Annotated in this window: 25 protein-coding genes; 16 read left to right on the top strand and 9 right to left on the bottom strand. The window is 61.4% G+C overall.

Annotated elements, in window-relative coordinates:
- Window positions 1-56: 56 nt before the first annotated feature.
- Window positions 57-884: an FAD binding domain-containing protein gene (locus IVA87_RS32400; protein WP_247301912.1), complete on the top strand. Its 828-nt coding sequence runs from the start codon at window positions 57-59 to the stop codon at window positions 882-884.
- The gene (locus IVA87_RS32405) at window positions 881-3,607 is read left to right on the top strand and encodes a molybdopterin cofactor-binding domain-containing protein (RefSeq protein WP_247337109.1); all 2,727 of its coding nucleotides are present in this window, start codon (window positions 881-883) and stop codon (window positions 3,605-3,607) included. The genes IVA87_RS32400 and IVA87_RS32405 overlap by 4 nt, the downstream gene beginning before the upstream one ends.
- A gap of 180 nt (window positions 3,608-3,787) precedes the next feature.
- Here IVA87_RS32405 and uraD read toward each other — a convergent pair whose 3' ends face one another.
- The 4 genes from uraD to IVA87_RS32425 all read right to left on the bottom strand — a co-directional run bounded on the left by uraD (window position 3,788) and on the right by IVA87_RS32425 (window position 6,390).
- Entirely contained in the window at window positions 3,788-4,675 is an 888-nt protein-coding gene (uraD, locus tag IVA87_RS32410) for a 2-oxo-4-hydroxy-4-carboxy-5-ureidoimidazoline decarboxylase (RefSeq protein WP_247301917.1), read from the bottom strand.
- Window positions 4,676-4,682: 7 nt separating this feature from the next.
- Window positions 4,683-5,618 carry an allantoinase PuuE gene (puuE, locus tag IVA87_RS32415; RefSeq protein ID WP_247301920.1) on the bottom strand — a complete coding sequence of 312 codons (936 nt, stop codon included), beginning with the start codon at window positions 5,616-5,618 and terminating at the stop codon, window positions 4,683-4,685.
- Window positions 5,619-6,032 carry a DUF3830 family protein gene (locus tag IVA87_RS32420; RefSeq protein WP_247301922.1) on the bottom strand — a complete coding sequence of 138 codons (414 nt, stop codon included), beginning with the start codon at window positions 6,030-6,032 and terminating at the stop codon, window positions 5,619-5,621. It abuts the gene before it with no gap.
- Window positions 6,033-6,120: 88 nt separating this feature from the next.
- Window positions 6,121-6,390, bottom strand: coding sequence for a hypothetical protein (locus tag IVA87_RS32425; RefSeq protein WP_247301924.1), 270 nt, complete (start codon window positions 6,388-6,390; stop codon window positions 6,121-6,123).
- Window positions 6,391-6,710: 320 nt separating this feature from the next.
- On the opposite strand from IVA87_RS32425, the gene IVA87_RS32430 reads away from it, so the two are divergent.
- A complete protein-coding gene (locus IVA87_RS32430; protein WP_247337112.1) occupies window positions 6,711-7,031 on the top strand; it encodes a hypothetical protein in 321 nt (106 codons plus the stop codon).
- Window positions 7,032-7,136: 105 nt separating this feature from the next.
- Here IVA87_RS32430 and IVA87_RS32435 read toward each other — a convergent pair whose 3' ends face one another.
- Complete coding sequence (locus IVA87_RS32435) at window positions 7,137-7,388, bottom strand: hypothetical protein (RefSeq protein ID WP_247337116.1); 252 nt, start codon at window positions 7,386-7,388, stop codon at window positions 7,137-7,139.
- A gap of 185 nt (window positions 7,389-7,573) precedes the next feature.
- On the opposite strand from IVA87_RS32435, the gene IVA87_RS32440 reads away from it, so the two are divergent.
- Entirely contained in the window at window positions 7,574-8,026 is a 453-nt protein-coding gene (locus tag IVA87_RS32440) for a hypothetical protein (RefSeq protein ID WP_247337119.1), read from the top strand.
- 2 nt (window positions 8,027-8,028) lie between these two features.
- Here the strand turns inward: IVA87_RS32440 and IVA87_RS32445 are convergent, their stop codons facing one another.
- Window positions 8,029-8,628 (bottom strand): hypothetical protein, encoded by a 600-nt coding sequence (locus tag IVA87_RS32445; RefSeq protein ID WP_247301929.1) that lies wholly within the window; start codon window positions 8,626-8,628, stop codon window positions 8,029-8,031.
- Between IVA87_RS32445 and IVA87_RS32450 the strand changes: the two genes are divergently transcribed.
- The 3 genes from IVA87_RS32450 to IVA87_RS32460 all read left to right on the top strand — a co-directional run bounded on the left by IVA87_RS32450 (window position 8,627) and on the right by IVA87_RS32460 (window position 10,200).
- Window positions 8,627-8,920, top strand: coding sequence for a hypothetical protein (locus IVA87_RS32450; protein ID WP_247301933.1), 294 nt, complete (start codon window positions 8,627-8,629; stop codon window positions 8,918-8,920). The genes IVA87_RS32445 and IVA87_RS32450 overlap by 2 nt on opposite strands.
- The gene (locus IVA87_RS32455) at window positions 8,913-9,059 is read left to right on the top strand and encodes a hypothetical protein (protein ID WP_247301936.1); all 147 of its coding nucleotides are present in this window, start codon (window positions 8,913-8,915) and stop codon (window positions 9,057-9,059) included. The genes IVA87_RS32450 and IVA87_RS32455 overlap by 8 nt, the downstream gene beginning before the upstream one ends.
- 175 nt (window positions 9,060-9,234) lie before the next feature.
- On the top strand, window positions 9,235-10,200 hold the full coding sequence (locus tag IVA87_RS32460; protein ID WP_247337122.1) for a cytochrome C-binding protein: 966 nt from the start codon (window positions 9,235-9,237) through the stop codon (window positions 10,198-10,200).
- Window positions 10,201-10,709: 509 nt separating this feature from the next.
- Here IVA87_RS32460 and IVA87_RS32465 read toward each other — a convergent pair.
- Window positions 10,710-12,302, bottom strand: a complete 1,593-nt coding sequence (locus IVA87_RS32465; protein WP_247301941.1) for an OpgC domain-containing protein — start codon at window positions 12,300-12,302, stop codon at window positions 10,710-10,712.
- Between the two features lie 797 nt (window positions 12,303-13,099).
- On the opposite strand from IVA87_RS32465, the gene IVA87_RS32470 reads away from it, so the two are divergent.
- The 6 genes from IVA87_RS32470 (at window position 13,100) to IVA87_RS32490 (ending at window position 16,348) form a co-directional block, all read left to right on the top strand.
- The gene (locus IVA87_RS32470) at window positions 13,100-13,645 is read left to right on the top strand and encodes a hypothetical protein (RefSeq protein ID WP_247337125.1); all 546 of its coding nucleotides are present in this window, start codon (window positions 13,100-13,102) and stop codon (window positions 13,643-13,645) included.
- Between the two features lie 729 nt (window positions 13,646-14,374).
- The gene (locus tag IVA87_RS32475) at window positions 14,375-15,277 is read left to right on the top strand and encodes a hypothetical protein (RefSeq protein WP_247337129.1); all 903 of its coding nucleotides are present in this window, start codon (window positions 14,375-14,377) and stop codon (window positions 15,275-15,277) included.
- Between the two features lie 2 nt (window positions 15,278-15,279).
- Window positions 15,280-15,531: a hypothetical protein gene (locus IVA87_RS32480; RefSeq protein ID WP_247337132.1), complete on the top strand. Its 252-nt coding sequence runs from the start codon at window positions 15,280-15,282 to the stop codon at window positions 15,529-15,531.
- Window positions 15,532-15,660: a hypothetical protein gene (locus IVA87_RS35210; RefSeq protein WP_256464614.1), complete on the top strand. Its 129-nt coding sequence runs from the start codon at window positions 15,532-15,534 to the stop codon at window positions 15,658-15,660. It begins immediately after the preceding gene.
- Entirely contained in the window at window positions 15,657-16,097 is a 441-nt protein-coding gene (locus IVA87_RS32485) for a hypothetical protein (RefSeq protein ID WP_247337135.1), read from the top strand. Before IVA87_RS35210 ends, IVA87_RS32485 begins: the two co-directional genes overlap by 4 nt.
- A complete protein-coding gene (locus tag IVA87_RS32490) occupies window positions 16,094-16,348 on the top strand; it encodes a hypothetical protein (protein WP_247337140.1) in 255 nt (84 codons plus the stop codon). The genes IVA87_RS32485 and IVA87_RS32490 overlap by 4 nt, the downstream gene beginning before the upstream one ends.
- A gap of 75 nt (window positions 16,349-16,423) precedes the next feature.
- Here IVA87_RS32490 and IVA87_RS32495 read toward each other — a convergent pair whose 3' ends face one another.
- Both IVA87_RS32495 and IVA87_RS32500 read right to left on the bottom strand, forming a co-directional pair.
- Entirely contained in the window at window positions 16,424-16,627 is a 204-nt protein-coding gene (locus IVA87_RS32495) for a CsbD family protein (RefSeq protein WP_158670498.1), read from the bottom strand.
- A gap of 221 nt (window positions 16,628-16,848) precedes the next feature.
- Window positions 16,849-17,310: a hypothetical protein gene (locus IVA87_RS32500; RefSeq protein ID WP_247337143.1), complete on the bottom strand. Its 462-nt coding sequence runs from the start codon at window positions 17,308-17,310 to the stop codon at window positions 16,849-16,851.
- A gap of 260 nt (window positions 17,311-17,570) precedes the next feature.
- Between IVA87_RS32500 and IVA87_RS32505 the strand changes: the two genes are divergently transcribed.
- The 3 genes from IVA87_RS32505 (at window position 17,571) to IVA87_RS32515 (ending at window position 19,009) form a co-directional block, all read left to right on the top strand.
- Window positions 17,571-18,083 carry a lipocalin-like domain-containing protein gene (locus IVA87_RS32505; protein ID WP_247337146.1) on the top strand — a complete coding sequence of 171 codons (513 nt, stop codon included), beginning with the start codon at window positions 17,571-17,573 and terminating at the stop codon, window positions 18,081-18,083.
- Between the two features lie 174 nt (window positions 18,084-18,257).
- A complete protein-coding gene (locus tag IVA87_RS32510) occupies window positions 18,258-18,503 on the top strand; it encodes a substrate-binding domain-containing protein (protein WP_247337150.1) in 246 nt (81 codons plus the stop codon).
- On the top strand, window positions 18,503-19,009 hold the full coding sequence (locus IVA87_RS32515) for a substrate-binding domain-containing protein (protein WP_247337153.1): 507 nt from the start codon (window positions 18,503-18,505) through the stop codon (window positions 19,007-19,009). The genes IVA87_RS32510 and IVA87_RS32515 overlap by 1 nt, the downstream gene beginning before the upstream one ends.
- Window positions 19,010-19,078 lie beyond the last annotated feature (69 nt).

Below are 19,078 nucleotides of genomic sequence, written 5' to 3' on the forward strand. Positions count from 1 at the left end.
CGGTCTTGCAAGACTTTCTCTTGCCCGATTCACCCGGCGGAAGCGGTGGCGCAGCCATGGATTTGAATACCATCACAGCAGTCGCCCATCCGCAAACACGCGCACAGCTGCCTGCCTGGACGGCAGGCGACGCTTGGCTCGCGGGCGGCACCTGGCTGTTCTCGGAGCCGCAAATACACCTGAGGCGGCTGATCGATCTCACCGACCTGAAATGGCCGGCGCTGACGATCACCGAGAGCCATCTCAGCATCGCCGCCACCTGCACCATCGCAGAGCTCGATAGTCTCGCCTGCCCGTCCGACTGGCTCGCGGCGCCGCTGATCGGCCAGTGCTGTCGGGCCTTCCTTGCTTCGTTCAAGATCTGGAAGACGGCAACGGTCGGCGGCAATCTCTGCATGTCGCTGCCCGCGGGACCGATGATCTCGCTCACATCAGCGCTCGAGGGCATCTGCACCATCTGGAAGGCCGACGGCGGTGAACAGAGGATCTCCGTCCCCGACTTCGTCACCGGCAACCAGCGCAACCGCTTGACGTCAGGCGACCTGGTCCGGCAGATCGATATCCCGATTGCCGCGTTGAGGCGCCGTACCGCGTTTCGCCAGATCTCGCTGGCGCCTGTCGGCCGCTCAGCGGCGCTTCTGATCGGCAGCCTCGATCCGGACGGCACGCTGACTTTGACGGTGACCGCATCGACGGTGCGGCCGATCCAGCTCACCTTTCGCAACAGCCCGGACCCGAATGCGCTTCGCGATGTGATCGCGCAGCAGATCACGGACGACCTGTACCATACCGACATCCATGGTAAGCCGCTCTGGCGCAAGCACATGACGCTGCGGCTCGCGGAGGAGATCCGCGGCGAGCTCCTGGGGGGATCGCCATCATGAGCTTCGAAGTCAACGGCAAGGCGTTTGCGCAGGAGCCGCGCGCCGGCCAGTGCTTGCGCACGTTCCTGCGCGAGCTCGGCCATTTCGGCGTGAAAAAGGGCTGCGATGCCGGTGATTGCGGAGCCTGCACGGTGCTGCTGGATGGCGAGCCGGTACATAGCTGCCTGATCCCGGCGTTCCGCGTCCAGGGGCGCACCGTCACCACGATCGAAGGTCTTGGCGGGGACCACGGCGTTCATCCGATGCAGCAGGCGTTCCTCGATGCGCAAGGCTTTCAATGCGGCTTCTGCACCGCCGGCATGATCCTGACCTGCGCCTCGCTGAACCAGGCGCAGCGCACCGATCTCGGCATAGCGTTGAAGGGCAATATCTGCCGCTGCACCGGTTATCGTTCGATCGAGGATGCGATCCTCGGCAAGACCAATGTCGAGGCGAGCGTCGAGGCCGGCGCCGCATTCGGCCGCAGCCTGCCGGCCCCTGCAGGTCCCGACATCGTGCGCGGCAAGGCGCGCTACACCTTCGACACCGCCATCGACGGACTGCTGCACATCAAGCTGCTGCGTTCGCCTCATGCCCACGCCAGGATCGTTGCGATCGACAAGTCGGGCGCCCTTGGCGTCCCCGGGGTCCAGGCCGTGCTGACGCATGAGGATGCGCCGCCTGTCCTGATTTCGACCGCGCGGCATGAGAAGGAGTGGATGGATCCCGAGGACACCCGCATCCTCGACGACGTCGTCCGCTTCGTCGGCCAGAAGGTTGCCGCCGTCGTTGCCGAGAGCGAAGCGGCCGCCGAGGAGGCGTGCCGTCGGCTGAAGGTCGATTACGAGATCCTGCCCGCGCTGATTGATCCGGAGCAGGCGATGGCGCCGGGCGCGCCCGTCGTTCATCCTGCCCGCACCATCGCGAACCGCGTCGCTGACGCCCAGCGCAATCTCGTCGCGGAGACGCATGGCGAATTCGGCGACGTCGCCGCTGCGCTCGCGACCTCCGCCGTCACCTTCGAGGGCACCTTTCACAGTCATCGTGTGCAGCACGCCGCATTGGAGACCCATGGCGGCCTGGCCTGGCTCGACGACGCGGGCGTGCTCAACGTCCGCACCTCGACGCAGGTCCCGTTCCTGACCCGGCGTGCGTTGGCCGATATCTTCAGGCTTCCCATGGACAAGGTCCGCGTGTTCTGCGAGCGCGTCGGCGGCGGCTTTGGCGGCAAGCAGGAGATGTTCGTCGAGGACGTCCTGGCGCTCGCTACGCTCAAGACCGGGCGGCCGGTGAAACTCGAGCTGACCCGCGAGGAGCAGTTCATCGCGACCTCGACGCGCCACCCGATGCGGGTCCACATCAAGGCCGGCGCGGATGCCGCAGGCAAGCTCACCGCGCTCCAGCTCGACGTGCTCTCCAACACGGGCGCCTATGGCAATCACGCCGGCCCCGTGATGTTCCACGCGCTGGCGGAATCCATCAGCGTCTATAATTGTCCGAACAAGCGCGTCGACGGCGCCGCCGTCTACACCAACACGGTGCCGGCGGGTGCGTTTCGTGGCTACGGCCTGCCGCAGGCATTGATCGCGGTGGAGGCCGCGATCGACGAGCTGGCGAAGCAGCTCGGCATCAGTCCCTACGAAATGCGCCGGCGCAACATCGTCAGGCCCGGCGATCCCATGCTGTCGCCGCCGCCGTCCGAATATCACGACGTCGTCTATGGCTCCTACGGGCTCGACCAGTGCCTCGACCTCGTCGAGCGCGCGATGCAGGCCGATGGCCCGCAACCGGACCTGTCGCCGGAATGGCTGATCGGCGACGGCATCGCGCTGACCATGATCGACACGGTGCCCCCGGCGGGCCATATCGCCGACGCTATGATCGCGCTCAACGACGACGGCAGTTTCGACCTGACCGTCGGCACTGCCGAGTTCGGCAACGGCACCAGCACCGTGCACCGGCAGATCGCGGCAACGACGCTTGCGACCACCGTCGACAGGATCCGCCTGCGCCAATCCGACACCGCCCATGGCGGGCACGACACCGGCGCCTATGGCAGCGCGGGCATGTTTGTTGCCGGCAAGGCGACGCATGCGGCGGCCATCCAGCTTGCGACCGAGCTGAAGGCGACGGCCGCAGACGCCTGGCTGTGCGATGCTGGGAGCTGCGCGCTTGAAGCTGACGCCGTCGTTAGCGGCGTCCGGCGCATGCCTTTTACGGAGCTGGCGAAGCTCGCGCGCGAACGGAGACAGCCGTTGGCAGGCATCGGCAATTCGGACGGCACCCCCCGCTCGGTCGGCTTCAACGTGCAGGGTTTTCGCGTTGCCGTGAACAAGGGCACCGGCGAGCTCAAGATTCTCAGGAGCGTGCATGCGGCCGACGCCGGCGTCGTCGCCAATCCCATGCAATGCCGCGGGCAGGTCGAAGGCGGTGTCGCGCAGGCGCTCGGCGCCGCGCTCTACGAGGAGATGGTGATCGACGCAGACGGCCGCGTCAGCAACCCGAAGTTCCGCGACTACCACCTGCCCTCCTATGCCGACGTGCCCCGCACCGAGGTGTTCTTCGCCGAGACGTCCGACACGATCGGACCGCTGGGCGCGAAATCGATGAGCGAGAGTCCGTACAATCCGGTCGCGGCCGCGCTCGGCAACGCGATTGCCGATGCCACCGGCATCCGCTTCACCGCGCCGCCCTTCAAGCCGGACCGGCTGTTTCCAGCGCTGCTCGAGAAGTTTGGCGGCTAGAGCGGGATGGTTCGCTTCACCTCTCCCGTAGGGAGAGGTCGGAACGCATCGAAGATGCGATCCGGGTGAGGGGTTTGGGTCTCACTGAGTCCCACCGCCCCTCACCCGGATTGCTGCGCAATCCGACCTCTCCCCGTCGGGGAGAGGTGAACCAACGACAGCCCATCGAACTTACATGCTTTAGCTGCCGCGATAGGTCGAATAGCTCCACGGCGTGACCAGGAGCGGCACGTGATAGTGCCCCTCCGGCTCGCTGACCGCAAAGCGCAGCGGAATTTCGTCGAGGAACGGCGGGTCGGACAACGGCACGTTACGCTCGGCGTAATATCTGGCAACGCTGAACCTGAGCTCGTAGCGGCCGATCGGCACGGGGCGACCGCTGATCAGCGGCTGATCCGTGCGGCCGTCCGAGTTGGTCACAGTGCGCGCAATGACACGGCTCTCGCCGAGGCTCGCAAGCTCGACCAGCTCGACCGGGATGCCGGGCGCGGGCTTGCCCGTGTGATTGTCGAGCACATGCGTCGACATCCGGCCGTGCACCTTCAGCTTGTCGCGGGCGACGATGAGCTGATCCAGCCGCAGCGCGGAGATGCGGCCGATCTCCTCGATCGCACGCCTTGTCTCGGTCTTGACGATGTTGAGCAGCCGCGTCTCGAAGTCACGCAAGATCGAATCCCTGCTGTGACGGCGCACGCAGACGATATAGGGGAAGCCGAACTTGTCCCGATAGGCATTGTTGACGCGCTCGAACGCCGCGAATTCGGCGTCCGACAGGCGGTCGAGGCCGGCGCTGTTTTGCTCGTCGGTCGATTCCGCCGTGAGACCGGCGGCGCGCTGCGTCTTGTTGGCAAGATCGGGATGCGCACGGATCAATGCCAATTGCACGTCCGGTTCAGCGCTCTGGATCGCCGCCATCAGCGCGGCGTGCAACTGGTTGATGCCCGCGAACGGCCGCTTGCCGGCGAGCTGCTCGGCGATCCATGGCGAATATTCGACGACGTTGGCGAGTGCCGCGACGAAATCGGCTTTGCTTGCGGCGTTGAGGTCGGCCAGCGAGATCTGCGACATCACCCTCTCACTCGATCTCGAATGCGTCGGCCGCAAGGTGCGCGTGCTTGTCGTGCCAGTGCTGCGCGATCTGCAATCGCGTCGGCACCCAGACGCGCTCGTGCCTGCCGATGTAATCCAGGAAGCGCATCAGCCCCGCAGCGCGGCCAGGCCGGCCGGCAAGGCGGCAGTGCAGACCGACCGACATCATCTTCGGCGCGGTCTGCCCTTCGGCATAGAGCACGTCGAAGGCATCCTTCAGATAGGTGAAGAACTGCTCGCCGTCGGCAAACCCTTGCGGGTTGATGAAGCGCATGTCGTTGGCATCTAACGTGTAGGGAATGATTAGCTGCTTGCCGCCTGCGCGCTTGACCCAATAGGGCAGATCGTCGGCATAGGAGTCGCAGAGATAGAGGAAGCCGCCCTCCTCCATCAGGAGACGGTTGGTGTTGATGGAGGAGCGCCCGGTGTACCAGCCGAGTGGCCGCGATCCGGTCGCCTCGATGTGGACGCGGATGGCTTCGGCGATCTCGGCGCGCTCCTGCGCCTCGGTCATGTCCTTGTGCTCGATCCACTTCAGGCTGTGGCTGGCGATGTCCCAGCCCGCCTCCTTCATGGCAGCTACGATTTCCGGATTGCGTTTCAGCGCGGTCGCGACTCCGAACACGGTGGCCGGCCAGTTGCGTTCGCCGAACATCCGCCACAGCCGCCAGAAGCCTGCGCGCGAGCCATATTCGAACATCGATTCGATGTTGGCGTGGCGCTGGCCCGGCCAGGGCTGCGCCCCGAGCACGTCGGACAGAAAGGCTTCCGAGGCGCGGTCGCCGTGCAGAATATTGTTCTCGCCGCCTTCCTCGAAATTGACGACGAACTGCACCGCGACCCGCGCGTTGCCGGGCCACTCGGGATGCGGCGGATTGCGGCCGTAACCGCGAAGATCGCGCGGGTAGCTTGCGTCGGTCACTCAGACTTCCTCGAAGCGGATCGGTAGAGCGCCCTTCCACAGCACGCTCTTGCCGAGCGTCGCCAGATTCTCCAGGCCCGAAGTCATCGTGATGAAATGGTTGCCGGCGAGCTGGCCCATCTTGCTCGCGAAATGCACGCCACCATAGGCGAGCAGGATCTCGGTCTCGCTGATGCCGCCGGGATAGAGGATGATCTGGCCGGGCGCAGGATAGCTCGTGTGGTTCTCGTAGCCGACGCCGAAATCGAAATCGCCGAGCGGCATCCACACCCCTTCGCCACTCCAGCGCACATGGATGATGTGACTTTCGAACGGCAGCGCCTTGCGGAAGGCGGCGACAGTCTTGGGTGCCAGCTGCTCCTCGAAGCGGGCATCGAAGGTGAAATCGCCGGCGCGGATAACGAGTTTGCTCATCTCATCTCTCTGGGTCGGGGGCGTAGCCCACCGTGGACTCCTCGGCAAAGAGCATTCCGTCGGGCTTCGCGCAAGGGGCGTAGCCGCATCACCGGCGGTCGTAGGACCAGCCGAAAATGCCGCTCCGCCGGATCTCCGGCTCCGCGGCAGGCAGCGGCGCCTCCTTCAGTTCCGTGTGCGGCGACGGGGGCGGCGCCGGCAGGGTCTCGCATGTCATGGAGTAGACCAACTTGCCATCCGCCGTACGCCCGATCAGGGCACAGGGGTCCGGATGCGCCGCCGTGGTCTGCGGCTTCATCTTGACTTGCGCAGCCGCCGGCGAGGCGATCAGCAGCAGAACCAGCAGATATCTCGACATCGTTGTCGCCTGAAAACTCAACGCGACCATTGAACCGGATTGCGGCGGGCAAGTCCACCGGCGCCGCGGGCGCGATTGCGGAATATTTAGCCGAATGCGCACACCGCCTTCGCATTCTCGCGGCGCGTTTCGCCCGAGCTTTGCTTCGTCGCTCCACCCTCTCAAGCGAAGAGGGCGCAGGGAAAAATAAATATGCGCGTGGGTGCGCAGAGACCCCAGTGGAATGCCTACGCCATTGATCTAGCGACGATTTCTAACACATAGTGCCATGAGCTTCTTTATGCCTCCCCACACACCATTGGGACAAAACCGGGACACTCATGGCACGCAAGGTCCGCCACAGCGCGCTGGAATCGCGTAGCGCTCGATTGAAACTGCAGGTTCGCCGCAAACCCTACAGCGGCCCGTCACTCGCGCGCGGAGTCTCGCTGCTCTACCGACGTAACAAGGGCAGCGGCGCTTGGGTGGTCAAAACTTCGAACGGCCACGGCGCCTACTGGACCAAGGCGTCGGGGTTGCCGATGACTATGGCGATGCAAACGGCAAGGACGTGCTTCAAGCGCAGGGCGTCGCGAAACAACTCGCGCGTGGCGGTGATGGCGCTGGCGACAATGCACCCATCACGGTTGACGTCGCGCTGAAGGACTACAAGCGCGATCTCGAAGCGCGCGGAGCCAATCCTTACAACGCTGAAAGCCCGCGCGTGCATCTCACGGCCGTGCTGCTGGCCAAACCTGTGTTGCTACTCACCGCGACCGAGTTGCGGAAATGGGCGCGATGGCCTGCTTGGCAAGATCAAGCCCGCCACGATCAACCGGGTCTGCAGGTGCTTGTGCGCAGCGCTGGAACAGGCAAGGCAGCACGACGAACGCATTCAGAATCGGCAGGCGTGGGAAGTCGGGCTGGTCGGCTTGCCGGATGCGCAGGAAGCACGCAACGTCATTCTCTCCGACGACAAGGTGCGTGACTTCGTCAGCACGGCCTACGCACATGACCATCAGCTCGAGCTCTTGGTGGATACGCTGGCGGTCACCGGCGCGCGCCCGTCACAAGCCGTCCGGCTACGGGTCGAGGATTTTCACGACGATCCGCTGCGGCCAAAACTGATGATGCCGAAATCAGCCAAGGGCGGCGGACGCAATCGCGCCAAGAAGAAACATGAACGCTATTCGGTGCCGACACCGTGCAGCTCGCGACGAACCTGCGCCAAGTTGCAAAGGGCCGCGCCGATGATGCGCCGCTCTTGCTGCAGAGCGATGGCACGCCATGGGGCGCCAATCCGGGCCAGACCTATCATCGCCAGATCGACAAGATTGTCGCCGCGATCGGTCTCGACCCGAGCGTCGTGACGATCTATGCGTTGCGTCACAGCTCGATTGTTCGGATGCTGTTGCAGAACATTCCGATCCGGCTGGTCGCGAGTTTGCATAACACAAGCGTTCAAATGATCGAGCGCACGTACAGCAAGTACATCACCGAGCACTCCGACGACATTTCCCGCAAGGCGCTGCTGCGGTGTGTTCCGCCGATCGGCGACAACGTGATTGCGATCGCAGGTCGATCTACAGAAACTGTAGGTCGAGCGAATGAGCTTGCTACCGCGGAGTCGAGGCGACAACCGTCAGTGGCTAGTTAGACCTACACCAATAGGTGGTTGATTGACGCCTTCGGCATTTCTATTTCAAAGGATTCAGCCGCCAACGGCCGCTGCGCTGGGCTCACAAAAGTGGAACAGCCGGCTGAATGCTCTGGAATCAAGTCTACAGGACCATGGCCAAGAAGAATTCCAAGAAAGCCGCTCTCTGGCTGAAGGCCGGACAGCAAGCGCCGCTGTTCTATCCTGACCAGTTCTTCCGCGAGATGGTAGAGGCCCGCGAGGAACTGTTGCAAAAATTGGCCGGCGAGTGCGATGCGGAGCCGCTCACTAGAGGTAGGACTTGGCAGCTCGACCGGCTGAGAGGCGTGCTGCGCGTCGTGTTCCCACCAGACGGTCGTATTCCAGCCAATCTCACCCACGGTGCAGTCCAACGCCATGTTGTGCCCGTGTATAAGGAAATGGGTTGGAAAGAACCCTGCATCGATACCATCGCGCGTGTACGCGGTCGCCGCAAGACGTAGCTGCTGATCACGCAAACACGCAAACACGCATTTGCGCGGCGCGTGTCTGCGTGATGGCTTAGAAGCCCACCTGGCTTCGTTACTCCATATCGTTTTGCGGATATGGAGATAGACACGCATGGCACGTCCTGAAGTAACCGGCCGGAAATCGCCCCACTCCTCAGCAGAAAACCCTGACGCCTACAGCGTTGACGAATTTTGCGCGCGCCACCGCACCTCCGTGCAGCTCTTCTACAAGAATCGCAAGCAGATGCCCCGCACGTTCAATGTCGGCGCGCGCGTCTTGATCAGTAAGGAAGCCGCTGCTGCGTGGCGTCGCGAGCGTGAGCAGGCGGCAAGGCTGCTGCGCGCGTGGCCTAGCCGCAGGGAAGTTTGCCGGGCGCTGGCTCGTCAGTGTACCGCGAATGCTTGATGATCTTGAAGAAGGCACTCTTGATCGGCGGCGCCGTGGGCCGGGCGAGCGGGCGCGCGCCGAGGAGCGGGCGAAGAAATACGAGGACTGGGCACGGCCGCAAGAGCCGCTGGTGGAGGTGCCGGCGTTGGAGACGTGAGCTGTTTCGTCGCTATGCGCCCGAAAGCAGACGGTGCTCATCTTGAGCTTTTGTCGTTCGTGACCCAACTCGGACCTCAGGACGGCAGCCTGAGTAACCAGCAAGCCGATTGCTCGAGCTCGGATTCAGCGCTAATTTGCTTGTCCTCGTCTGGGCAGATAAGCCGGAGGCGAACATGGCGCGATTGGGACCTGCCGCTCAAGCGGCAGGTGCACTCACCATAATTCTGGTGTGTACGACGGGCGCGCACGCGCAGATCACCGACAAGCCTCCATTCTGGGCCTACACTTACAACCCGCCCGACTTCAAGCCGCCGCCCGATGACGGTCAACCTCGCCACGTTCCCGAAAGCACGGCGAGCTATACAGTCCCACAAACGCGTGATCGCTTCCTGGCACCGGACTGGCACCCAGATGACCATCCGCCGATGCCGGCGGTCGTGGCGAGCGGCCGCAAACCTGACGTCTACGCCTGCGGCTTTTGCCATCGTGCTTCTGGCACGGGTGGTCCGGAGAACGCTGACATCGCCGGCCTGCCGGTAGCCTATTTTATTCAGCAGATGCACGACTACAGGAGCGGCAAACGTTCGACAGCACTGCCCGACCGCATTCCGCAAGCATGGATGATCTCCGCCGCGAAGGCGGCGAACGACGACGAGATCAAGGCGGCGGCTGAGTATTTTGCCGCCATCAAGCCAAACAAGTTGGTCGAGGTGGTGGAGACTGAGACCGTGCCGAAACCAACGGTCGCAGGCTGGTTCTTTGTCACTAAAAACGATGAACGCGAGCCGATCGGCCTGCGCATCATTGAGACGCCGACGGATGTCGGCCGCTTCGTCAACCGCGACTCGCGCGTCCGCTTTACCGCCTACGTGCCGCCCGGCAGCGTCGCTACCGGCCACGGGCTGGCCGCGGAGCAGGAGATCGCCTGCGCCGCCTGCCATGGCGAGAAGCTGACCGGCACCGACGTCGTGCCGGGCATCGCCGGGCGCTCGCCGACCTACATCTTCCGCCAGCTCTACGAATATCGGCACGGCTTCCGCGCTGGGCCGGAGAGCAAACCGATGATCGACGTGGTCAAAGCGCTCGACGAGGCAGACTTTTTGTCACTTGCTGCCTATCTCGCCACGCTGGAGCGGTGAAGCGGCCGACGGTCACCCGCTTGCTTATGTTTGGGGCGGGTGCGCAACGACGGGATCAGCGCCCGAGCCGGAATACTGACGTTTGCTTTGCCCTCGAAAGCGGGCGTCATTTGCGTCTGTCGTTGGCCCATCGCGTCAGTTGGCGGATGTAGCGGCACGTCCGATGTAGCGACATGTCCGGAGTGTGGGGTAGACCGGAAGGGGCTGGCAGAGCGCCAAATCGGCGCTGGTGACCCGTAGCGGACTCGGCCAGTGGTTGCGAATGGTCAAGACATCCCTGCCGAGTTCAGCAGCGCCGCTGGGGCCGTCATACATGCCAAAGGGAACCTACGACAGCGCCATGGATTCTTGAGTCTGCCTAGCTGAAATCCCGTGCCGGAGAGGGATGCGGACATTTCAGGTGTGACAGATCCTCCGGGCAAGATGGCCGATTCGCGGAGTGGTTCGATCACCACGATTCGGCAGGTAGCGGTTCCACCGCATCAATTCCACTTCCATCTGGCGCGACATCAGCCGTTCGATGGCCTGACCGGAGACGCGTTACGCCGTGCATCCTCTGCAATGAAATCGGATGTCATGAGCGGTTGTCGCTGCCTGGGTTTGGTCCTGATCGAGCTGAGCATCGTTGCAGCCGCAATCATCACCAGGATGCCGACGAAACTGAGTGCGATCTGCATTGCAAGCTCATCTGAGATTTTGACCAGCGCTATGTGGCTGGCAAGCGCCAGCAGAACGCCGAGGCAATAGATTGCCAGGGGGTTCTCGCCGCAGCGGATCGCCCCGCGCATCGCCGGCGTCGACAGCCCTCGCCAATTGCGAGGCACGAGCCATACCACCAAAATCGCAAGGGCAATAAAATGCAGCAATCGCAAAGGATCGAGGTCCGATTTGCCCGCCAGGTAAGGCAACTTCGCCAGGATCTGTGGGACAAGCACCTCCGGTGGTCTGATGCTCCAACCCAATGCGATAGTCAGGCTGAAAGCCAGATAGAGAACGGCAAGTCCAAGCGCCAAGCGTGAACTCAACCGCGGCCAGAACTTCTTGCCCTCCGTGACACACCACGCACCAAGCACAACCAGCAACTGCCAAGCGAGCGGATTGAAGAACCAAGCGTTGTTCGGCCACGCCGGAACGGTCCAGCCGAAAAGATGCACCGACGCATAAAGCAAGAGCGAGGCGCCGAGCGCCACGTTCGGCACTCGGAGCATCAGCCACAGCAGTGGCGCGAACAAAAGATGGAAAATCACGAAGAGAGGCAAGACGTCGGTGTTGACAGGACGGTATTGCAGGATTGCCGCTTGCGCTAGCGTCGCTCCCGGATGTTCCAAGAGAATGCGCGTATTGGTCTCGTCGGCAAGCCGGCCGCCGCCTGCGAGGTAAACCACCACGGCGCAAGCAAGAATGAGCAGCAAAAAAGCGGCGTAAATGTCCCAGCTACGTTGCAGCGTACGGCCGAGCACGCCGGTCCATCCGCCGCGCTCGTGCGCCTTGCCGTAGGCGATCGCGCAGGTCACACCCGAGGCGAACATGAACACTTCCGCGCTATCGCTGAAGCCGTAATTCCGCAGCGTCAGCCAGCTTCCGATGTTGTTGGGAATATGGTTCAGAAAGATGCACCAGAGCGCGATGCCGCGGCAAACATCGATCCGTAGGTCGCGGCCGGGCACTTTCAGCTCCGGAAGCGCGCTCGTCCTTGGCTTCGCAGGTGTCGCGAGCAACTCAGGTTCGAGGTGCAAAAGCCGACCGATCAACACCTCGGCACTGGGTTCAATCTCCGCCGGGGTTCGGCGAAAGTCACTGTTCGGCACGGCCCTACCGCGACGCTTGTCGAGGTCGACAGGCGCTTCACGCATAGGCTCCCGGGCATTCGAAAGATCGAGCGAACTGATCGTCACCATCTCGACTGAAGGGCTGCGGGGTGGCGGCGCGGGCACCTTCATCATGGTGGCGACGGGCCGAAAGGACGGAAATGACAAGCCTTCCGTCGACTCTTCTTCGGTAATAACCTCATATGATCCGGCCGGTAATAGTCGTTCAGCGCTTGCGATCCGGAATGGGTGCTTGAACACTACCGTTTCGCTCCGCGATCGGGTCATCACCATGATCATTCTCGCAGATTGGCCGCGAGGTGCCGCCGTAACCACTAGCACAGGGGCGATGTTGCCGGGTGCGAGCGACGCCATTCAGCTCTTCGGGCGAATGCGTTTTGATTGAAAACTCAATTGGCCTCCACAGTGAGTGGAGAGCGCTGAAGCTATTTTTCTTTTTCTACGCTTCGTCCGGCTGGAGTACAGCTCCGCGCCAGCGTCACAATCGAACACTCGCAACGGTGCGCTCTTTGTGCCCGAATAGCTATCTCTTTCTTTTTACTCTGGACCAAACCCAGTCGTGAACTGGCAGCCCCCATTACTGATTCCAATCGGCTCTGGCTCTCCAAGGCGTATGCTGTTGGGCTCGTGAGCATCATGTCGACGTGAGGCAGTTTACACGCAGATCTCAACGGCTGGGCCGCACTGCACGACGAAAAAGGGTCTCCATTCAGAGCCTTCGGCCCTGAAGATCACCCTGATCGCGAGAGGTTGGCTTAAACTGACGTCTTGAAGTGCGAATACGACCTCGGTGGGGTATCGCGATGAATTGCCCCGATGTGGAAGTTATTCATTAGGCGCTCGAACGGAAACGGCGTAGGCTTGTTGGCTTGGCCGAGCGGATTGCTTGTCCGAGAGAGCTGCCCAAAAACGGCGACACACCGAAGTCGCCGCTTCTACCAAATGGCAGCCCAGTGCCGTCGGTAGGCACACGTCATCCTGAACATTGATATTCAAATCGCATCACGATGCGCTCGGGTGGTGCCTGCGTGCGTTGGGCGAGCAATTGGAAAGCAAGAAAGGAGAATATCATGAAAATGAGCATTGCAGTCGTTCTTAGCGCTTTGTCGTTTGGGGAGAGAAAGTTGACGAAGTACGCCCGCGTCGCCACTACCGCATGGTTCGGCCGCTCCGTGCTGATCAAATTGGCGCACATTCTCGAAAGAATCGGACTTGCCATGGTTGGGGCCGCGGGCGGTCTGTACGTGGCCGTAGGAATGATGCGCATGGACAATGATTTTTTTCGAAACGAATGGATCGTCTTGTTGATGATGCTTTACGGGGGCTTTGGCTTCTACGTGGGCATCGATCTGCCTAGCCGTCTTGCGCAGACAGTAGAATCCACCAGATCGGGAGAATGGAGCTTTGGCACCGACGCGGCGGCGATAGCTAGCGGGGCCGGAACTTTCTTTGCCGCGAATGCGGTGTTTCTCTCCGTTGGCATCATTGTCTTTGACTACATCATGCGGGATGGATTCAGCGTTATGGTGGCATGCTGTTGGGCGATAGGCACTTCGTTTCAAATTGCTGCCGGCGCCATAGGCCGCAGCAAAGTCATCGTCGAGGATGGTCAGTGAGGAGCAAGATGTGGGGTAAAGATAAATCAATGTCGCTTTGGACGCCCGAGAAGCTAGGCGAGAAAGCCAAGGCAGACGCTGAGAACGACAACTACAATCCGCCACATTCATGGTGGCCCGGCCGATACAGCGTTGGTACCGAAGCCCGCGACAAGTACGACAAAACTTTTAATCTTCATCACAGCGACAAGGACGAGTGCTAGGCTGTCCCAATTCGCGTTCTGGCGAGATGGTCGAATTTGCTCAGATTCGGTACCGCCATAGGCGTTACAAAAACCCTGTCCCCGCAAGGCCCTGGGCATCTATCGGTGATGACACCGCGATCAGTCGATCTCGTCTGCCTGCTTGTCTGAATAGCCCGAGCCCCTATGGTGCTTTTGCCACTCGAAAGCGGACAAGATCTATACAGACAATGCCATTGGTGCCGTGCTAGCGTTTCGGCATCACCGCAAGGCCAGTAGCATATATCGGTGATTGAGAGCGGATATACGCTGTATGGCCCACAGAATTCCCGCGAGGCGCATGCTTGAGGTGAGGCTGGACGCTCTTCTCCCGCAGAAGTGGGAGTGGCAGGTTTGGGAAGACGACGCCTTGCTGATGAGCGGCCATGAGACTTCGCGGGAAACGGCTCAGATAGAAGGGAATAGCGCCCTGTTTTACCTACTTCGTACGCCGAAGTGACAATTCGAAGCGCCCTAACTCTTTCGACGAAAATCCCTGATGGAAAAATTGGAACACGAACTCGTGGGCTTGCGTGCTCGCGCCGCGGCTCTTCACAGCCGTCATAAAGCTGCTGAGGCGGCCTCCGTTGACGCTGAAGCGAAGCTCCAGCAGCATTTGCTGGAAGCAGACCTCGATGCCGACGAAAAGGCCCGCAACAAGCTGGAGGCTACGGTCGCAGCATGCGCATTGACGCGCGACAACTTCGCCAAGGCGATCGCTGCACAGCAGGCGAAGATCGTCGAGATCGAAGACAACATCACAGCCGAGCGCGCGGCCGTCGAACGCAAGGCCGCGAGCGACAAGCTGGCGCGCGACCTCGATGCGGTCGAGCGAGCACTGCCGGACCATCTGTCGGCTGCTCAGCGCTTGGTCGATGCCCTGGAGAAACTTCACTTTCATTTCGAGAGCGGCGCAATGGCCCGCTTCGTCAGCAACACGACCACGCAGGTCGAAGTCGCTGCCGGCTTCGCTCTCGCCGAACTGCGCGGGATGGTGGGCCCGATCCGCGAGGGCGCCGCGCCGATCCCCGCGGCCAAGCCCGCTGACACGCCGATCGCGGCGGCTGAGCCGGCGCCGCCGACGCAGACGGTGTTCATGCTGAAGTCCGCGAAGTTCCGTGAGCACGACGGCCGATCGCACTTCGCCGGCCAATGGGAAGACGCCACCATGCCGGTGGCGACGGCACAGCGCGCGTTGGGCATGGGCATCGCGGTCCCGGTCACCGATCCACGTCGCGCTCAGCTCCGTGGTACTCGGGGTGGCGACTTCAGTCCGCAGGCGGCCGATGTCGTCGATCTTGACGCCATGCCGCAGGTTGAAACTGACCCGGTGATGCGCGCAGCCAATTTCACCGTGATCGACCGGAGCGCTGAAGCGCGCACCGGCCAGATCAGCGTGAGGCGGGTCTAGCCATGCGCAAGAAGTTCCTGCCTCCGGATTTTGAGTCGCACCGCATCACCCACAGACTGGATGGTTATGTGGTCAATCGCGAAGGCGAGATGCCTCGTGCTGTCGCCGATGCGATGTTCGACGCAGCCTTGGGCTGCCACGGCGAAGTTGAGCGCATTCGCCGCCGCATGCTCCTGCGCCAGCATGAATATGAATTCGCCAAGAGGGTCATGAAGGCGCGCGAGCGGCGCTTCAAGCTCGCGCGGAAAGCTTAGATGAATATCATTCCTGATCCGCTGCTCCGGCTGGATGGCCGCGCTTGTCGTCTGCGCGGTTCTGGTTCGGACGTCGATGCGGCCCGCGCCATTGGGTTGGATGGCGCGGGCCGCGAGGCTTTGTCATGATTGATCAATCAGAGGAGGAGAACGCCGAGTACGACGATCTGCTCAAGCAGCTCGGCCGGACGGAGGAGCAGGATCAACGGATCGCCATCCACGAAGCTGGGCACGCCATTTGTGCGCGGGTGCTCGGTCACCCTGTTGGGGGCGTGACCGTCAATCCTGATCCCGTCCGTGGGTCTGAAGGCATGTGCTGGGGCGTTGGTCATGCCGAGGCATACGCAGCAGCTCGCGGCGATGCTTCAGACGTGCGGAAGGCAATCGCTCCCATGATGCCCGAGCCGGGCGAGGACCGCCGTTCGGTGGGGATGTGTTTGCCAGCGTATACGACCATTGCACCGAGCTACTGGCCGGGCGGGCCGCCGAGCTCGTGCTGTTGGGTGATGTTGACGGTCGGTCCGCTGTTGATGATCTGCGGCAAGCCCGTGAGCTGGCTCTTTTGATCTGCAAAAGCGACGAAGCAATTCAGACCTTCATCGCGCACTGCGAGATTGCTGCACGTGACTTGCTGATGCCCTACGGCGACATTCTGATGGTTGTTTCCACCGTCTTGAGGATCAAGCGCACGCTCAGCGGTACCGAGATCGACAAGATTATCCGCGACGTTGTGGCCGGCAACCCGACCTACATTGAGCGCCGCCGCCGTGAGGATTGGCGCAAGCGCGAGTTGTCTGCTGCGAGTTTCACCAAATGAAGAACGGACGCCAAGAGCTGTGAGGCGAGGCGTAGAAGAAAAGAAGCCCGCCGAGACCGGCGGGCGTAAGTCTTTCTACCACTTCTGACGACCAAACCAGTCGTTGAGTTCCTTTTTGGCTTGATCTTTCTGGTAGCCGTAACGCTGCTGGAGTTTACCTTCGAGCTGATCTTGCTTTCCATCGATGGTATCTAAGTCATCGTCGGTGAGTTTGCCCCACTGCTCCTTCACCTTGCCTTTGACCTGCTTCCAATTTCCTTCCACGCGGTTCCAGTCCATGTGGGCCTCCTTCTGTTCAGGGCTTCGCTCTAACGCGCAATCAAAGAAGGAGTTCGCCTGTTGTCGGTGCGGCGAAACATCCGACGACCCCGTCGCACAGTCGATGTGCTGGTCGAGCGTGAGACTGACTGACATGTTCCAGCGCATATTCGGACCAGCACTTTCTGAGCCATTGAAAGGCCGGAAAGCTGTCCGGGCGGTGCTATCGGGCGCAAGCTGTCCTAGTCCCGGTAGCGGCATAATTCATCGCCGTTTTCATATTCAAAGCAGACCTTGACCCGGCGACGCGGGCGATCATCGTCGCGGTATCGCCAGCGACGGTCCATATCCTCATCGTCGCGCTGCATTCTTGTGTTGCCGCCTGTGGTGCGATGATCCGTGTCTTCCATCATGCGTCCCATGTGCCGCTGACGCATGCGATCTACGTCCATGCGATCGTCATCCCGCTGCTGCGTCCTCCAGTCTCGCCTGATACGAGTGTCTTCGGCGCTTTTACGATCCTGCTCCCGCGCTTGTTCAGACTGCTGTGGTGTACGTTCTGGCTGGACAGGTGTAGTTTGCTGGAGAGGAGTAGTTTGGACTTCGTTCGATCCCGGCGCGGATTCCGGCTGTTGGGCAAAGGCGAAGCCGGAAACAAAACCAGAAGAAAGGAACATAAGGGTCGCTATTGCTGACACACGCATGGCTCATCCTCCGAGAGATTTCGGCTCAACTATGCGGCTGACGCTTTGTTGCTAATCAGATCAGGCGGACTTTCTCAGGTTGAGGTCTTCGCATTTTTTGGATGCAGCGGCCCGCCGGATAATGTCTGCTCAGCGAGGCAGGGCGGACCAGATTTGCTCATCTCGAGTTCTTCGCGGTTTGACCCACAACAGACCTCGTGGACCTTGCCTTGGTGCTGCCTCGGGCTCACAATGGGTACATTTACAACGGAGAGATTGCGATGAAGGGGCTTCTTGTCATCGTTGCGCTTGGCTTCGTTCTGTCGGGGACCGCTTTTGGGCAGCAGAAATCGCCTAAAAATGCGATTGTCGGGGCATGGTCCCTGGTGTCTGTCACGAGTGAAATGGATAATGGCGAAAAAGAAAAAGGAGAGCCGTTCGGCCCGACCCCAAAAGGCATGGTTATCTTCTCGAATGACGGCCACTTCTCTCTGTTCCAATCACGCGCTGAACTCCCAAAGATTGCCGCGAACGACCGCACCAAGGCTACGCCCGAAGAAGCTCAGAGCATCGTGGCGTCAAGCATTGCTTATTACGGCACTTACTCGATTGATGAGCAGAGCAAGGTGATGATCGTTAACCTTGCCGCCAGTACTTACGCGAACGTTGCAGCTATTCCTGATCAAAAGAGAACGATTACGCTGTTGTCATCTGACGAACTGAAGTTCGATAATCCCCGCACACCAAACGGCATGACGCTCCGGACCGCATGGAAACGCGCCGCAGCGCCTTAGCGGGCGATTTCCGGTGGCCAACGTCAGGTCGGCTCTTCGGGTAGGACCAGAAGCGGCAATTCTGAGCGATGACGGCAGAGGTTGACCCATCTGAGACATTAGGCGTTGGACCTGGAACAGTGTAGCGTTCCACGTGCGATCAAACGCTCAGTTCATATTAACCTGTGGGGGCACATGAGGACGTTTTCTTTCGCGGCAGTGGGCATCTTCGCCGGTATGATGCTCTCATCGGCTGCGACCGCAGCTGAGTTGAGGGTTCTGGGCGGCGGCGCCATGGCAGCGGTGTGGGTGGGTCTCAAGCCGAAGTTCGAGCACACCTCAGGCCACAAGCTTGATATCTTCTTCGGCACCACCCCAAACCTGATCAAGGAAGCGACCTCCGGCAAGCCGTTCGATGTCGGCGTCGTACCGGTCAGGTGATGAGGGACGCCGCCGCGCGATCACACTTCGCAGCCGGGCCAACGCTGGACATAGCTCGTGTCGGCCTCGGTGTCGCGGTTCGCGCCGGTGCGCCGAAGCCGGACATCTCCACGCCCGACGCGTTAAAGGCTGCCTTGCTCAAGGCGGAATCGGTCGCCTCAATTCCGGAAAGCGCAACTGGCTATTCAATCGCGAAGGTATTCGATCGCCTCGGCATCGCCGAGCGGATGAAAGCCAAGATGAAAGCGCAGCCGACGCCGGCACAGGTCGTCGCTGTGGTCGCCAAGGGCGAGGCTGAACTCGCGCTCTTCCTGATGAACGTCTTGACGGTGCCCGATCTCGACGTGGTTGGGCGGTTCCCTACTGACTTGCAGCAGGATGTGGTATTCACGGCCGCGCTCGGTGCGAGCACGAAGGAAGCCGCAGCCGCGAAGGCGTTCATCGACTACCTGAAAACGCCGGACGCCATATCGGTGATCAAGAGCAAAGGTATGACGCCGGGGTAAACGATCAGCTGCTGTTCGTGGAGGGCAACGACGTTCAATTGAGCTGCCACAGCGGATTGCTTAAGAAGA

The sequence above is a fragment of the Bradyrhizobium sp. 147 genome (assembly GCF_023073935.1).
GTDB lineage: Bacteria > Pseudomonadota > Alphaproteobacteria > Rhizobiales > Xanthobacteraceae > Bradyrhizobium.